Raw genomic sequence first — 15,471 nt, forward strand, 5'->3', positions numbered from 1 at the left:
GAGCAAGACCCCCGCCTCCCCCCTCTTTGTACCCCTTTGTATCAACTCGCCGTACCGATACGCGCCCTGACATAAAAGGGGTCAGATCGCTACGGGCGCGATACGTCGGACGCCTTAAATACGTCTCGTGGCCGGATGCAACGCAACGAAGCGAATCCCGGTCCCGGCACCTGCCGATGCAAGTTCTCATCGAAATCGACTTTAAGGAATCCGATCATGTCCAAGACCCTCACCGCCCGCCTCGTCCTCGCCGTCGCCCTTGCCGCCGCTGCTGCTGGCGCCCAGGCATCCGTCCAGAGCCCCCGCGACCCGTACACCGACGGCGCACGCTCGGTCCAGCAAGCCCGTGACGTCTACAGCGAAGGCGCCCGTTCGGTTCAGGAGCCGCGCAGCCCGTACACCGACGGTGCCCGCACCGTGGCAGCCATCAACACGCCGGCCGACCCGTTCACCCAGGGTGCCCGCTCCGTGCAGGAACCGCGCAGCCCGTACTACGACGGCGCCCGCAACGTTGACCCGTACTACGACGGTGCCCGCACCGTAGCCGGTCTCGACCGCGTCGGTGTCTCGGCCGATCCGGCGCGCAGCGTCGATCCGTACACCGATGGCGCGCTCGCCTGAGCCTTGCCGAATTCACCGAACTTCCAGCACAACCACCAAAAAGGAGAAACCACCATGATCCGCATCGAAAAAGTCCTCTACACCGGCCGTGTCCACACCACCTCGGGTGGCCGTGATGGCAAGGCGTTCAGCGATGACGGCAAGCTCGATATCGCGCTGTCGTCGCCGGGCAGCCGGGGCATGGGCACGAACCCCGAGCAACTGCTGGCTGCCGGCTGGTCGGCCTGCTTCATCGGGGCGCTGAACAAGGCTGCGGTCAAGCATGAAGTGAAGCTGCCGGCGGACCTGTCCGTCGACGCCGAGATCGACCTCGGCATGACGGCCGACGCCTACCTGCTACAGGCCCGCCTGCGCGTGAACCTGCCGGGCGTGGCGTCCGACGTGGCGCAGAAGCTGGTGGAAACGGCACACGGCACCTGCCCGTACTCCAAGGCGCTCACCGGCAACATCCATATCGAATTCGAGATCGCCTGATCTCGCGATTCGCCCGCTGGCAGGCCAATGCATGGCATGCCGGCGGGCATCTTCACGAAAGGCCCCATCATGCGCCGTACCCTTGTTCCCGCCCTGTTTGCAGCCGTCTGCATTGCCATCCTCTACAACTTCGCTGCAGGTGCCTTTGCATCGAGCCCGCGCACCGGCGATCAGGGTCCGGCCCCTGCATTCACGAACATCACGCATTGGCTCAACTCGCCGCCGCTGACGATGGAAGGACTCAAGGGCAAGGTGGTGCTTGTGGATTTCTGGACATACGCCTGCGGCAACTGCGTGAACACGCTGCCGCATGTGAAGCAGTGGTATGACAAATACAAGGACCAGGGGCTGGTGGTCGTGGGTGTCCACACGCCGGAATTCCCGTTCGAGAAATCGACGGCCAATGTGGAGCAGGCGCTGAAGGAGTACGGCATCAAGTACCCCGTGGCGCAAGACAATGACTACGGCACGTGGGCGGCGTATCACAACCAGTACTGGCCTGCGCTCTACCTCGTGGACGCGAATGGCCGCATCGTCTACCAGCACTATGGCGAAGGACGCTACGACGAGACCGAGGCAGCCATCAAGAAGCTGCTGGCCGAACGCAAGGTCAGCCAGGCCAGCCGCGTCATGGCTGCGGCGCCTACCCCCGTACAGTAAGCCGGAGACAGCGGCGGTCTAGCCGCCGTTGCCCAGCAGCACGATGGTCAGCAGCACCGTTGCATCGGTAATCGCCTTGAGGTCGTGCCTGACGTTGCCGGCGAGATAGATCAGATCGCCCTGATGCAGCCGCTGCGAATTGCCATCGAGTTCGACTTCGACCTCGCCCTCGATGCACTGGATGGTGAGCGGGCCGGCCACGGCATGCGGCGGCAACTGTTTGCCCGCGAGCATCACGAGCCGGCACACTTCCATGTGCGGTGCCTTGAACAACGCGGTGGTGGGGGTGTTCTTGAGATTCGCGCCCAGCGGCAATACGCTGGCGGTCTGGCCGGAAGCAAGGTGGGGAATCGACATGGCTCTTCGCTCGCTGGTGGAGGATTGGCTGATAAAACAGCTGCGCCTTCGCTGCGCGGTTGTGTTCAGTCTAAAAGCAAACCACCCTCCCCATGCAAGCGCTGTGTGGCAAAACCCGCGTAAACACCGATCCGCTCGCATGACACATCGCAGACCAGGCTTTTCCAGCCCCGGCCCGCGATGTGTTCACCGCTCAGGCCAGCGCGCCGTCCGTGTAGACATCGAACTGACGCGATGGCTCCGAAGAAACGCCCCGGCGATCGAGACCCGACAGCGAACGGTCCGAGTCGCGGTCGCGCGTGGTGGCTGGTGTCACTTCGCGTGCGCCTTCGCTGAACGTATCGAAGCGGCCGCTGCGCGCGCCGTCGCTGTAGACGTCACGGGTTTCCGCGCGGAAGCTGTAGCCGTACTTGTCGCCGGCGTGCGTGCTGTCGCGCTGCCCCGATGCCTGGGCGGCGCCTGCGATCAGTGCGGTGGCGAGGGTGATGGTGGTGAGAACAAACGTGGTGAATCTGCGTTGCATGACAGGACTCCGATGGACAGTAGCAAGGAAAAACACAGAACGCGTAGGGGGCGCGTTCCCTTGCCATATCGCAGAAGTCGTACCAGTTGGCGTGCGGGCCACAAAGTGATGCCGATGGCGCGTCCCCGGCCAGTGTCGGGACTGAAAAGGACTGGACGTGTTGGCCTGTCGCCGACATGCGATCAACACGGTGTCATCGCGGTGCCGACACCGGGATCGATCGGTGTCCAGCGCGCGCATCGATTTGCCAGCACGCTGCCGTAAAGCGCACGTCGTTCCCATCGACGAAGGGTTCGAACGCCGCGCGAACGGTCTCGATCACCCGCGTCCGCGTGGCGGCATCGACGGATAGCAGGCGCTGCCCGACACTCCCCAGCCAGCCGATGTAGTCGATCAGTTGCCCCTCCGTCAGCGTGCATGCGACATTGATCGGCGCGATGTCGATGTCCTGCCAGCCCGCTTCGGCAAGGATCGTGGCCACGCGCTGCGCGTTGGCGAAACCGAACTGCCCGGGCGCATCGGGTGCCCGGGGCGGCACGGGCGGCAGTAGTGGCTCTGCGGTGCGCTCGGCGATGGTCATGAATGGATTCTCGGCGGGGCTGCGCCATGCAACGGCGCGCAGCACGCCATCCGTGCGCACGGCGCGCCGCAGGTTGGCGAATGCCGCAACGGGATCGTCGAAGAACATCACGCCGAAGCGCGACACGATCACGTCGAAGCCTGCCGCATCGAAGGGGTATGTCTGCGCATCCGCCCGCAAGAATCGGGCGTGGATGCCTTCGCGCTCCGCGCGGGTGCGCGCCAGATCGAGCATCGGCGTGGAAAGGTCGGCCCCTGTGCAATGCCCGGCGCCGCCCATCTTGCGCGCCGCAGCAAGGGTCACGGCACCCGTGCCGCAGCCGATATCGAGCACCCGCTGCGCGGTGCCGGCGGCTACCGGCGCAAGCAGGACAGGCTCGAATCCCGCGAACATGCGGTCCAGCGTCGCCTGGTTCCTGACCCAGGCGTGGCCGCCGGTACCGTTCCAGAGCGTGTCCTGATCGATGTTCGCGCGAGGCTGATTGTCCATGATGTGCGTTCCTTGTGAACTGGCGGAAAGCTACACTGTGCGCGTTCAAGTCAGCTTGAGGTCAAGGGGGGACAGCGGCACATGCAGCTCGATATCGGCGAGGTAGCGCGGCAATCCGGCGTGCCGGCCTCCACATTACGCTTCTACGAGGAAAAGGGACTGATCGCGCCCTCGGGACGCAGGGGGTTGCGCCGGCAATTCCATGCCGACGTGCTCGAACGGCTGGCGCTGATCGCGCTTGGGCAAGCCTGCGGCTTCTCGCTCGACGAGATCGCCGGCATGCTGGCCAGCCACGGACAGGTGGAGATAGACCGGACGCTGCTTGCCGGCAAGGCCGACGAACTCGACCGTACGATCCGCAGGCTTGTGGTGCTACGCGACGGATTGCGGCACGCCGCGGCATGTCCTGCGCCGAGTCATATGGAATGTCCGACATTCCGCCGCATCGTGCATGCCGCAGCGTCCGGCGCCATCGTGGAACGGCGTGGAACGCGGAAACTGACGGCCAGCGGTTGATCCACGGCGGCTTCGTCGCTACTCCTGTATGCGTCGCGCGATGGATCGCTCGAACCAGTCGTCGAGCATCGCTTTTTCGTAGCGCAGCGGATCACTGTAGCCGTAGGTATTGATGCCCCAGTGGAAGTTCATGTTGTTGATGCGCTCCTGCTGGTCGACGATGGTCTGGTCGCCATGTCTGAGCGCATAGTGCAGCGTCATGCGCGGCCACGTGGCATCGCGGATCACGCGCACCTGGCTGGCGGTGCGCCACTCGATATAGCCCGCGAGATCGATATCGAGCACATCGATCGACAGCGAGTAGCCGGACGGCAAGCCGCGATCTGCCAGCTTCTGCAGGTGCTGGCGAATTGCGTCGAGCACTTGCGGGTCGCTGCCGTAGCCATAGCGCCGCGAGGCGTCCTGATAGGTGTCGGGTTTGACGAAGGTGACGGACAACACGTCACGAGAGGGCTCGGCCGCCAGGGCCGGGCCCATCGTGGCCAGCAAGGCCACGACACACATGGATAAGCGATACATGGCACTACGTCCTTCACGGGACGCACGGCTCCCAGCGGAAGCCGTGCGCTGCTATCAGCTTAGACCATGCGAGGCGGGCGCAGCAGGCTTCAGAACGACGCCGTCATCAGGCCGTAGAGTGTACGCACGCCGTTGACGTAGTTGCCCATCCGGAGATTCTCGTTCGCCGCATGCTGGTTGTTATCGGCATTGACCAGCGGAATGATCACGAACGGCACGTTGAGCACATCCACGATTTCAGCGGTCGGCACGGTACCACCCATCATGCGGATGCGGACAGGCTCGGGGTTGGTGCCGAACGTGCCGGTGATGCTCTGGTACGCCCATTTCGCGACACCGGAATCCATCGGCGAGCCGGCAGCGTTCGCACCTTCGCTCTGATACGAGAAGCTGGCGAGCTTGTCATAGCGCGCACGGTCCTCGTCGGTCGGCGTGCCTTTGACGAGGTGATAGCCCTGCTTGACGATGTACTGCTCGATCAGCTTGCCGAGGTATGCCGCGTCGGAGTCCGGCGTGGTGCGCAGGTCCAGTTCGGCCTCGGCCTTGTCCGGCACGATATTGGCAACCTTGTCACCCACGGCGGCAGATGCCATGCCTCGCACGTTCAGCGACGGGTACTGCAGCGCCTCCTGGTAATTGGCGCCGACCTTCTCGGCCTTCGCAATACCGATACGCGTTTTCAGCGCTTTCTCGTCATCGGGCACCGCCGCCATGACCTTGCGCTCCGCAGGGCCGAGGCGGACCTTGGCGTAGTAGCCGGGGATGGTCACGCGACCGCTCTCATCCTTCATCGAACCGAGCAGGCTCGCCAGCCGAAAAGCAGGGTTCGGCGCGTAGTTGCCATAGTGGCCGCTGTGCAATGGCGCCTTCGGACCATACACGGTGATCTTCGCCTTGGCCGCACCACGGTTGCCGAAAATCAGCGTCGGGCGATTGGTGGCATGCATCGGACCATCGTGAATGATCATGCCGTCGCAGGCCAGCAGGTCGCGATGGGCCTGCATTACCTTGCCGATGGAGGGCGAACCCTTTTCCTCTTCGCTATCGAGAATCACCTTGATGTTCACGCCGGGCTGCGCACCGGCCGCCTTCATCGCATCGATGGCCGCCAGCAACATCATGATCGGTCCCTTGTCATCCGACGAGGAACGACCGAACACGCGCCACTCTGGGTCCAGCGCACCCGTGAGCAGGTTGTTCATGTCGATCTCTTCCCAATCGCCGTTGGCGCCTTTCTTCTTCAGCACTGGCGTCCACGGACTCTTCTGTGCCCACTGCGAAGGGATGACCGGCTGGCCGTCCAGATGCATGTAGAACAGCACGGTCTTGCGCGATGCCTGCTTGCCCGGATACTCGGCAAACAACATCGGCTTGCCATCGTTATCCAACGCCTGCGTGGTGAAGCCACGCTTCTTGAACGCCTGATCGAGCCACGCCACGTTGCGCTGGATATCCGCAGGCACCACCGAGTCATTCGGAATGCCCAGCAGATCCAGATACTCGCGATAGCTCGCCTGCGATTGCTGCTGCGCGGCTTCGGGGGCGAGGGTGGCAGCGTGGGCTGCGCCGGTCAGCGTGATTGCAATGGTGGCAGTCGCGCACAACGTCAGGCAGGTGGCGAGGGGCTTTCTCATTCTTGTCCTCATCGTTTTGGTCTTGTTGCGTGGAAATTCAATCTGCGGTGGCACCGGAACGCTTCACCACGGTGGCCCATTTACGGATCTCGCTCTCGACGAATTTGCCGGTCTCGGCCGGCGTCATCGGCATGGGTTCGGAGCCACGATCGGTGATGAACTTCGCAAGCTCGGGCGACTGGAGCGCCTTCACGGTTTCCCTGTTAAGAAGCGCGATCGTGTTCGCTGGCGTATCCGCTGGCGCCATCAGGATGGCCCATCCCAATGCCTCGAAGCCCGGCACGCCCTCCTCACGTACCGTCGGCACGCTCTGCAGTTGTGGCACACGCTTGGCTGTGGTCACGGCAAGCGGTATCGCCTTGTTCGACTGGATCAGCGGCATGGCGGCGGTAACGGAATCGACCATGAGCGGAATCTGGTTGCCGAGAAAATCGGCTTGCGCGGGGCCGCTACCCTTGTAGGGGATGTGGACCATGAAGATGCCCGCCTGCGCCTTGAGCATCTCGGCAGAGAGGTGCTGCGTGCCGCCAATGCCGGCGCTCGCATAACTGATCTTGCCCGGTGCCGCCTTGGCCTTGGCAATCAGCTCGTGCAGCGACTTGTAGCCGGACTGCGGCGTGGCCAGGAATACCAGCGGCACCGAGAACACACCGGAGACCGGCGCGAAATCGTGCAGCGGGTCGTAGTTGATCTTCTTGTAGAGCGTCTGGTTGATCGCCATCGCACTGCCGGCCATGACCAGCGTGTAGCCATCGGCCGGTGCCTTCGCCGCGATTTCCATGCCGATGTTGCTGCCCGCACCGGCACGGTTCTCGACGACGATGGATTGCCCAAGTTGCTTGCCGAGCTTCTCGGCCAGCGCGCGGGCAAAGATGTCAGTGGCCTGTCCGGGCGGGAAGGGAACAATCAGCTTGATGGGACGGTCGGGGTAGGCGGCTTGCACGGTGCCGGCAGCAGCCAGCAGCAATGCAACGAGAGTCTTGCGCAGGGGCATCAACAATGTCTCCAATCTGATTGCGGCACCTGTCTGGTCGAGGTGCTTGAGGTGATTCTACGTGCGTAGGGCGTGAACGGAAATGGGCTTGGATGACCTTCAGAGAATCCGTGCGATCCCACGGATTTTGCATCCAACGGACAAATAAAGAGGAAAATCCGTGCGATCCCACGGATTTTCACTTTGGAGAACTCACCATGACCCAAACCGAACACTTCCTGCGGCAGGCCATCGCGCTTGCACAGGCCAACATGGAACAGGGCGGACGACCGTTCGGTGCCGTGATCGTGCGCGATGGCAAGGTGGTGGCTACCGGGGTCAACGAGATCCTGGCGACCAACGATCCGACTTCGCACGCCGAACTCAATGCCATCCGGGCCGCCAGTCAGTCGCTGGGCAGTGCCAGCCTTGCAGGATGCGCAGTGTACGCCAGTGGCAACCCTTGCCCGATGTGCATGGCGGCGATGCGCATGGCAGGAGTGGTCGAAGTGGCGTACGCCTATTCGAATGACGATGGCGAGCCGTATGGTCTGTCCACGGCGGCCATCTATGCGGACCTTGCGAAACCGTTCGCGGAACAGTCGATGCGGATTGCGTATGTGCCGGTCAGGCTGGCGGGCCAGCCTGACCTGTATGCCGCATGGCAGCGCAAGCAAGAAATCAATCGAGCGTGATCTTGCCCGCCTTGACGATCTGCGCGTAGCGCGTGGTATCGCGCTCGATCAGCTTGCGGAACTCGTCGGGCGTGCTGCCCACGGGAATGAAGCCAAGTTCGGTCAGCTTCTTTGCCACGTCGGCACTGCGTGTGGCGGCGGCGATTTCCTTGGCCATGCGATCGACGATGGGCTGAGGGGTGCCGGCGGGTGCCATCAGGCCGGTCCACGAACTCATGACGAAGCCTGGAAAGCCGGCTTCTTCCATCGTCGGGATGTTGGGCTCACCTGGCCACCGCTTGGCCGATGCCACGGCCAGTGCGTTGATCTTGCCGGACTTGACGTGCGGCATCGGCACGAGCAGCGGATCGAACGCGACGGATACCTCGCCGGACACCAGCGCGGGCAGGATCGGTGCGCTGCCGTTGTACGGCACATGCGTCATCTTGACCTTCGACTCCATCGACAGGCGCTCGCCGGTCAGGTGGGCCGAACTGCCTACGCCGCTGGAGCCAAACGTCAGGGTGTCGGGATGCTTCCTGCCATAGTCCACCAGTTCACCCACGGTCTTCACAGGCAGCTTCTTGCTGGCGAAGAGGAACAGCGGCAGCTCGGCCATTTCGGCAACAGGCGCGAGATCCGACGGCTTGTAGCTCAGCTTGGAATAGAGCGACATGTTGGCGCTATACGCCGCCAGCACCGATACGAAGGTGTAGCCATCGGGCGCCGAGCGCGCAGCCACGCCAACGCCCAGCGTGCTGTTGGCACCCGGTTTGTTCTCGATGATGATGGGCTGGCCCAGGCTTTGCGATACGCGCTCGAACACCACGCGCGACACGGTATCGGTGGAACCACCCGGCGTGTACGGCACGATGACCTTGATCGGCTTGGCGGGCCACGCTTCGGCGGCCACTGCCTGCGGGCCGAACACGGCCACTGCTGCGAAAACGGAAGCGATGGCCACGGCCATCCCGCGCGCGCGACGCACGGTACTACGCTTGCTACTGCTCACTGCATCTCCTTCCACTGATCATTCTTCAGCCCGCTTGTTGTTGGGGCTCCTGGGCCGATGGCATCGGCCTAAGCGATTATCGGTGAGGAGATTTGCCGCCGTAGTCGGGGTCAGCCCCCGGTCAGTCGATGCAATGTGCGATAGCCGCACCGTCTGGCGCGGAACGGCAGCACGATGACAGTGCGGTACTGCAGGGCAGGACAATGGCGCCGCTAACGCATCAATCGCTATGCCGCCACGCCCTCGATATCGCTGCCTGACGACGCACCCGATACCGCAACAAGCCGCGCGCCTTTCTCGCGCGCTACAAACACGGCTTCGGTCTTGTTGCTCGCTGCAAGCCTGCGATAGATCTGCAGCGTGTGGCTTTTCACGGTAGGCACCGAGATATGCAGCCGCCGGCTGATGAGCTTGATCGACAGCCCCTTCGACAACAGCACCAGCACATCGTATTGCCGCTGGGTCAGATTGAGCAGGCGCGCCTCGGTAACGCATTCGGATACGCCAACCAGCATGGACCGGTCGATCGGCGTGGCAAACGGCGTGGCAAACAGGCTGGGATCGATGACGATAGGTTCGGCAGCTGCGGAGCCGCCCGCGTGATCATCGGAAAAGCTGGCCGCATGCCCGGCCCGTCCATTCGCTGCTCCATCGATCAGCAACACCGCACCGGATGCGGAGATGTCGTGACAGTTTGCCGATCCCGCCGCGCGCAGCGATGCGATCAGCGTGCGCACCGTGTGTTCGATGGCCTCTGGCGAGGCATGCTCGGGCAGCCACGAGAGCAGCGGGGGCACCTCGCGCGGCGGCATCCATTGCACTTCGCCCGCTGGCCCCATGTAGAGTACGCATCGCACGGCGGATGCCGAGCTGAGTAGCTCCAGCATGGCGGGGCTGTAACCCTGTGGCAGTTCCCCGATGATCAGCAGTTCGATGGACCGCAGTGAACTCGCGCCGCCCAATTGCGGCGAGACCACGCTCGATGCTTCGATATCGACGATCCTGTGCAAGACCCGTTGAATTCCGATCCCGACCAGTGGCCGGGCCTCCAAGACGGCAGCCCTCATGGCAGCGCTCCCCAGTTTCTACTTCTTATGTTGTTGTTTCATGTGTCCGTCATCAGACAAGGGGCAAGAAGCGTTCCATGGGTGCGTGGGCCGCAAAGGCTGATGGGACCGTGCTTTTTGGCAGGTAGACGCGTTACGCGTTACGTAACGGCCAACCGGCGCCGGCACGGTCCGATTCATGGTCAGGGGGTAATCGCCACCTTCAGCACGCCATCGCGTTGATGGGAGAACAGGTCGTAGGCCGTCTCGATCTCGGCCAGCCGGAATCGATGGGTCACCATCGGGGAGAGATCGATCCGTTCGGTTTCGATGACGTTCATGAGACGCCGCATGCGCTCCTTGCCGCCGGGACACAGCGAGGTCACGATGCGGTGATCGCCCAGCCCGGCGGAGAAGGCATCGAGCGGAATGCGCAGGTCGCTGGAATACACGCCGAGGCTCGACAGCGTACCGCCGGGCTTGAGCACGCGCAGTGCGGACTCGAAAGTGGATTGCGTACCCAGTGCCTCGATTGATGCGTCCACACCACGTCCACTGGTGAGCCGCAGGATTTCCTGGACGACATCGACCTCGCGATAATTCAGCGTCACATCGGCACCCATCTGGCGGGCGATGGTCAGACGATCACCGATGCCATCGACGGCGATGATCATCGATGCACCGCGTAGCCGCGCGCCAGCCGTGGCGCACAGGCCGATCGGTCCCTGCGCGAAAACGGCCACGATATCGCCAATCTTGATGTTGGCGTGTTCTGCACCGGAGAAACCCGTGGACATGATGTCGGGGCACATCAGCACCTGCTCGTCGCTGAGGCCGTCTGGAATGGGCGCGAGGTTGGCCTGCGCATCGGGCACCAGTACGTACTCTGCCTGCGTGCCGTCGATGGTGTTGCCAAAGCGCCAGCCGCCCATCGGCTTGTAGCCGTGCGCATGGCCCTGGCCGTCCTGCGACGAACAGCCGTCCTGGCAAGCGTAGGAATAGAAGCTCGGACAGATGGCACCGGCAATCACGCGCTGCCCTTCGCGATATCCCTGCACACCGCTGCCGAGTTTTTCAATGATGCCAACGGGTTCGTGGCCGATGGTCAGGCCCGGTTGCACCGGATACTCGCCCTTGAGAATGTGGACGTCGGTGCCGCAAATCGTGGTAGTGGTGATGCGGATCAGCGCATCGGTGGGACCCACCGCGGGAATGGGCTTCTCGCGTAACGCGATCTTGCCGGGTTCCACAAAAACGGCCGCTTGCATGACTGCCATGGCGCCTCCTTCAGACTTCAGACGGATGAAGAAACAGGCCCCGACGCGCAGTGAAGCGTCGGGGACTCAGCCAGTCTAGGTCAGCGGTCCATGAGCGTTTTGATGGCTGTCAACGTCAGAAGACACACCATCAGAATCCGTCCCACAACGCTACGGCAGCAGGGCCGTCAGCGCATGTGCTGCATCGCGGCGCAGGCGTTCGATGTCGAGGCCGACCACTGCGCCGTCCTGCACGACGTGGCGCCCGCGCACGAAGACGTCGCGCACCGGCGTGGGTTCGCCTGCCGCTACGGGCGCCGTGGCGATATCGTGGAAACCGGCAAAGCGCAGGCCGCTGACATCGTAGATCGCCAGGTCCGCCGATTGTCCGGGCGCCAGCGTGCCGACGCCGGGCAGCCCCAACACCTGCGCGCCGCCCGCCGTGCCCCAGTGAATGACCTCTTCAACGCGCGTCTGTTTTGCACCGCCCAACGCACGATGCACGAGCCACGCGAAGTTGGCTTCATGCACCATGCTGCCCGATTCGTTCGAGGCCACGCCATCGACGCCGATGGACATCGGCACGCCGGCTTCCACCATGGCACGCACCGGTGCGATACCGCTACCGAGCCGCGCGTTGCTGACCGGGCAGTGCGCCATGCCCGTGCCGGTCTGGCCGAGCATGCGGATCTCGGCGGGCGTCACCGCAACAAGGTGCGCGAACCAGACATCGGGACCGAGCCAGTCATGATCGGCCACGAACTGTACGGGCGTGCAGCGGAAATTTTCCGCGCAGAACTTCACGTAGTTGTCCGTCTCGGACAGATGCGAATGCAGGCGCAACTGCATGCCGCGCGCGAACGATGCCACCTCGCGCAGCAACGAGGGCGGCAGCGAGAACGTGGGCGTGGTCGGCGCCACTACCACGCGGCGCAGCGCATCGGCGCTGGCATCGTGATAGCGCGACTTGAGCCGGTCGATATCGCCGAGCATTTCATCGAGCGTTTCCGGCACCAGCGCCGTGGCACGCATGCCAGGATGACTGGACTTCGATTGCACGTTGCCACCGCGGCACAGCACCATGCGCATGCCCAGCTCGTCGGCCACATCGAACAGCACATCGCCGGTCTCGGCACCGTGACCGTGGTGATACAGGTAATGATGATCCGCGCATGTCGTCGTGCCCGACAGCAGCAGCTCCGCCATGCCGAGCCGCACCGCCGTGCGGAAAATCTCGGGCGTGAAACGGTCGAGACGCGGATACGGCACGCTGGCGAGCCACTCCTGCAGATCGGCATTCATGCCAGCAGGCACGGCCTTCAGCAGATTCTGGAACAGGTGATGGTGCGTGTTGACCCAGCCAGGGTAGACCACGCAGCCATCGGCATGGATCACGGTCTCGTCGCCTTGCGGTGCGAGATGGGCGGCGAGTTCGGCAATGCGTCCGTCACGAATGCGGATATCGACGGCACCGGCGCGTGCGGCATCGCCAGCACGGCCCGTCATCACGGCGGCGGCGCCGCGAATCAGCAGGTTGGAGGATGTCGTCATGGCTCAGATCTCCCGCACAGGTTCGGCCGACACCGCGTGATGGTCTTCTTCATCGCGCTTGGGAATGCCGTTGAGGACCAGGTTCAGGACGACGGAGACCACGCAGGCAATGATCACGCTGCTATGCACAAACGGTTGCAGCGCAGCCGGCAGCTTGGCCAGCAGGTTCGGCATGATCACCGGCATCAATGCGCAGGCGAGTGTCAGCGCTACCACGCTCATGTTGGCGGGTTTGTTCTCGTAGTCCACCTGGCCGAGCGTACGGATGCCGGCTGCCACGACCACGCCGAACATCACGAGCGTGGCGCCGCCCAATGCTGCGGCAGGAATCGACGAGAACAGCGCGCCGATCTTCGGCACCAAGGCCACGGCGCACAGCATGAGCCCGCATGTGGCAACTACCCAGCGGCTGCGCACGCCGGTCACGATCACCAGTCCCACGTTCTCCATGAACGCGATGAACGGGAACGCCGCGAACATGCCGCCGATGGCGCTGGCCAGTCCGTTGGCACGCAAGCCGTTGGTGGCTTCCGCTTCGCTGACCGGGCGCTTGACGATATCGCCGATGGCGACGAACAGGCCCATCGATTCCACCATCTGCACGACCATCACGATCACCATGGTGGCGATGGCGCCCGCATTGAACGTGGGCAGGCCAAACGCGAAAGGCGTGACCATGGTGAACCACGGTGCGCGCGCCACTTCGTCGAAATTGCCCATGCCGAGCATCCACGCCGCAGCCCCGCCAATTGCGAGCCCCACCAGCACGGCCAGGCTGCGCAGCAGGTGTCCGCCATGGCTGTTGAAGAAGAGGATCAGCGCCACGGTGCCGAGCGTCACGATCAGGAACAGCGGCGAACCAAAGTCTTTCACGCCGTGTCCGCCGCCGGCCCACTGGTAGGCCACGGGAAACAGCGATAGTCCCACCGAAGTGATGATGCAGCCGCTGACCACGGGCGGAAAGAATCGCTTGAGTCGTCCGATGACCGGCGCCAGCAGCATCGTCACGATCCCGGCACCGATCACGGCACCGCAGACACCGGTGAAACCGAGCGACGGATCGCTGCCGATGGCGATGACCGGCCCGACCGATCCAAACGCCACGCCCTGCATCAGCGGCAGGCGCACGCCGAACTTCCAGAAGCCAACGGTCTGCAGCAGCGTGGCAATGCCGGAGGTGAACAGTGCGGTACTGATCAGCAACGTGGTCTCGGCAGGCGTCATCTTGAGCGCGCCGGCCACGATCATCGGCACGGCAATCGCGCCGAGATAGCTGACGAGCATGTGCTGGAAGCCGAGCGAGACCATGGCCCGTGCGGGCAGGATCTGGTCGACGGGGTGGACGGGGGTGGTCATGGCGGCTCTCCTGCCAGTTGTCGTGGGGTGTGCAGACAAAGTAGCGGGGCCGGCGTGGCGCGTGTAGCAACATTGCGCAAGCGGGCGCATGGAAGCGAAGGCGCGCGGGTTTTCCACAGCTTGCACGGAAACTGCATGGCTCCCAGGATGAACCCGTTCCCGCCCCAAGCTCAAGCGCGCTGCACCATGACGCCTCATGCTGCACCAGGATTGAACACCGCCCGCCACGCCCGCGCGCTCGACCACGTGCAGGCGCTGTCCGCGCGCGTGTTCGGCCCCACACGGCTGCGCACCGAAAACGACTTCCCCGATGTACGGCTGCAGGTCTGCCGCATCGGCCCGCTTACGCTCGCCACCACGCGCTACGACCACGCCATGGAAGTGGAGCCGCAGCCGGGCAAGGACGAGTATGTGATCCAGACCGTGCTCTCGGGCCGCTGCCGCGTGGAGGTGGATGGCGCGATGGTGGAGATGACACCGGGCGACACGTGGGTGTTCTCGCCATCGCTGGCCGTGCGGCTGCATCTGGATGCGGACTGCGAACGCTTCAGCGTGGTAGTGCGACGGCAGACGCTGGAGGAAGCCTTCCGTGCGAGCTTTCACTTCGATGCCCCGGCACCGCTGGTCTTTCCTTTGCAACCGGTGTCGGACACGCAGTTGTCCGCCCGCTGGCACGCGATGATGACGTGGCTGCGCGCCGAGGCCGCGATGCGCGTGGATCGTCCAGGCCCGCCAGCCGCCGATGTGGCCATCGGACAGATTGTGCTGTCCAGTTTGTTGATCGACCATTTCGGCAAGGACGGCAGCCTGTTGCCACGCGGATACCTGCCGACGCTGCCGGGCTATGTGCGCTGCGCGATCCGCTATCTGCGTGAAAACCTCGATAAACCCGTGACGTTGCAGGCGTTGGCCGAACATTGCGGCGTCTGCGAACGCACGTTGCAGCTTGGCTTCCGCAAGAGCAAGGACGTCACGCCGATGGAATACCTGCGCCTGCTGCGTCTGCAGGGCGCCCGCACGGCGCTGCAACGCGCCATGCCGACACCAGGCGTGGTGGCGACGATTGCCGCGCGGCATGGGTTTACGCATTTGAGTCTGTTTTCGCGGGAGTATCGGAAGGCGTTTGGAGAATTGCCTTCGGCGACGCTGCGGGGGCGTTGAGCGTTTGACTTTCCCTCGTGGTTTTCTCCCCTCTCCCGCTTGCGGGAGAGGGGCGGGAGAGGGGCGGGG

General features: G+C 63.8%; 17 protein-coding genes. 6 read left to right on the top strand and 11 right to left on the bottom strand.

What is annotated here, in order from left to right:
• The first annotated feature begins 216 nt into the window (after positions 1 to 216).
• The 3 genes from FFS21_RS29930 to FFS21_RS29940 all read left to right on the top strand — a co-directional run bounded on the left by FFS21_RS29930 (position 217) and on the right by FFS21_RS29940 (position 1,755).
• Complete coding sequence (locus FFS21_RS29930; RefSeq protein ID WP_137928292.1) at positions 217 to 621, top strand: hydroxyquinol 1,2-dioxygenase; 405 nt, start codon at positions 217 to 219, stop codon at positions 619 to 621.
• A gap of 54 nt (positions 622 to 675) precedes the next feature.
• The gene (locus tag FFS21_RS29935) at positions 676 to 1,095 is read left to right on the top strand and encodes an organic hydroperoxide resistance protein (protein ID WP_137928293.1); all 420 of its coding nucleotides are present in this window, start codon (positions 676 to 678) and stop codon (positions 1,093 to 1,095) included.
• 69 nt (positions 1,096 to 1,164) lie between these two features.
• A complete protein-coding gene (locus tag FFS21_RS29940; protein ID WP_137928294.1) occupies positions 1,165 to 1,755 on the top strand; it encodes a thioredoxin family protein in 591 nt (196 codons plus the stop codon).
• 18 nt (positions 1,756 to 1,773) lie between these two features.
• Here the strand turns inward: FFS21_RS29940 and FFS21_RS29945 are convergent, their stop codons facing one another.
• The 3 genes from FFS21_RS29945 to FFS21_RS29955 form a co-directional block, all read right to left on the bottom strand.
• Entirely contained in the window at positions 1,774 to 2,112 is a 339-nt protein-coding gene (locus tag FFS21_RS29945; RefSeq protein ID WP_137928295.1) for a cupin domain-containing protein, read from the bottom strand.
• A gap of 193 nt (positions 2,113 to 2,305) precedes the next feature.
• Entirely contained in the window at positions 2,306 to 2,635 is a 330-nt protein-coding gene (locus FFS21_RS29950; protein WP_137928296.1) for a hypothetical protein, read from the bottom strand.
• Between the two features lie 193 nt (positions 2,636 to 2,828).
• Complete coding sequence (locus FFS21_RS29955) at positions 2,829 to 3,704, bottom strand: class I SAM-dependent methyltransferase (protein WP_137928297.1); 876 nt, start codon at positions 3,702 to 3,704, stop codon at positions 2,829 to 2,831.
• 81 nt (positions 3,705 to 3,785) lie between these two features.
• On the opposite strand from FFS21_RS29955, the gene FFS21_RS29960 reads away from it, so the two are divergent.
• Positions 3,786 to 4,220 carry a helix-turn-helix domain-containing protein gene (locus FFS21_RS29960; protein ID WP_137928298.1) on the top strand — a complete coding sequence of 145 codons (435 nt, stop codon included), beginning with the start codon at positions 3,786 to 3,788 and terminating at the stop codon, positions 4,218 to 4,220.
• An 18-nt stretch (positions 4,221 to 4,238) separates the two neighbouring features.
• Here the strand turns inward: FFS21_RS29960 and FFS21_RS29965 are convergent, their stop codons facing one another.
• From FFS21_RS29965 to FFS21_RS29975, 3 genes are all read right to left on the bottom strand, one after another.
• On the bottom strand, positions 4,239 to 4,739 hold the full coding sequence (locus tag FFS21_RS29965; protein WP_137928299.1) for a DUF3016 domain-containing protein: 501 nt from the start codon (positions 4,737 to 4,739) through the stop codon (positions 4,239 to 4,241).
• A gap of 89 nt (positions 4,740 to 4,828) precedes the next feature.
• A complete protein-coding gene (locus FFS21_RS29970; RefSeq protein ID WP_249359752.1) occupies positions 4,829 to 6,373 on the bottom strand; it encodes a M20/M25/M40 family metallo-hydrolase in 1,545 nt (514 codons plus the stop codon).
• Between the two features lie 37 nt (positions 6,374 to 6,410).
• Entirely contained in the window at positions 6,411 to 7,367 is a 957-nt protein-coding gene (locus FFS21_RS29975) for a tripartite tricarboxylate transporter substrate binding protein (RefSeq protein ID WP_137928301.1), read from the bottom strand.
• Positions 7,368 to 7,564: 197 nt separating this feature from the next.
• Here FFS21_RS29975 and FFS21_RS29980 point away from each other — a divergent pair, with 197 nt between their 5' ends.
• Positions 7,565 to 8,041 carry a nucleoside deaminase gene (locus tag FFS21_RS29980; RefSeq protein WP_137928302.1) on the top strand — a complete coding sequence of 159 codons (477 nt, stop codon included), beginning with the start codon at positions 7,565 to 7,567 and terminating at the stop codon, positions 8,039 to 8,041.
• Here FFS21_RS29980 and FFS21_RS29985 read toward each other — a convergent pair.
• The 5 genes from FFS21_RS29985 to FFS21_RS30005 form a co-directional block, all read right to left on the bottom strand.
• Positions 8,028 to 8,990 carry a Bug family tripartite tricarboxylate transporter substrate binding protein gene (locus tag FFS21_RS29985; RefSeq protein ID WP_137928306.1) on the bottom strand — a complete coding sequence of 321 codons (963 nt, stop codon included), beginning with the start codon at positions 8,988 to 8,990 and terminating at the stop codon, positions 8,028 to 8,030. The two genes, FFS21_RS29980 and FFS21_RS29985, sit on opposite strands and share 14 nt — an antisense overlap.
• A 269-nt stretch (positions 8,991 to 9,259) precedes the next feature.
• Positions 9,260 to 10,042, bottom strand: coding sequence for a helix-turn-helix transcriptional regulator (locus FFS21_RS32645; protein WP_249359753.1), 783 nt, complete (start codon positions 10,040 to 10,042; stop codon positions 9,260 to 9,262).
• A 239-nt stretch (positions 10,043 to 10,281) separates the two neighbouring features.
• Positions 10,282 to 11,355, bottom strand: coding sequence for an NAD(P)-dependent alcohol dehydrogenase (locus tag FFS21_RS29995; protein ID WP_137928303.1), 1,074 nt, complete (start codon positions 11,353 to 11,355; stop codon positions 10,282 to 10,284).
• Positions 11,356 to 11,505: 150 nt separating this feature from the next.
• Positions 11,506 to 12,885 carry an amidohydrolase family protein gene (locus FFS21_RS30000; RefSeq protein WP_137928304.1) on the bottom strand — a complete coding sequence of 460 codons (1,380 nt, stop codon included), beginning with the start codon at positions 12,883 to 12,885 and terminating at the stop codon, positions 11,506 to 11,508.
• A 3-nt stretch (positions 12,886 to 12,888) separates the two neighbouring features.
• Positions 12,889 to 14,241, bottom strand: a complete 1,353-nt coding sequence (locus tag FFS21_RS30005; RefSeq protein ID WP_137928305.1) for a nucleobase:cation symporter-2 family protein — start codon at positions 14,239 to 14,241, stop codon at positions 12,889 to 12,891.
• A 135-nt stretch (positions 14,242 to 14,376) separates the two neighbouring features.
• Here FFS21_RS30005 and FFS21_RS30010 point away from each other — a divergent pair, with 135 nt between their 5' ends.
• Complete coding sequence (locus tag FFS21_RS30010) at positions 14,377 to 15,402, top strand: AraC family transcriptional regulator (RefSeq protein ID WP_249359754.1); 1,026 nt, start codon at positions 14,377 to 14,379, stop codon at positions 15,400 to 15,402.
• Positions 15,403 to 15,471: the final 69 nt, after the last annotated feature.

Source organism: Cupriavidus sp. 2SB (genome assembly GCF_005503625.1).
Lineage (GTDB): Bacteria > Pseudomonadota > Gammaproteobacteria > Burkholderiales > Burkholderiaceae > Cupriavidus.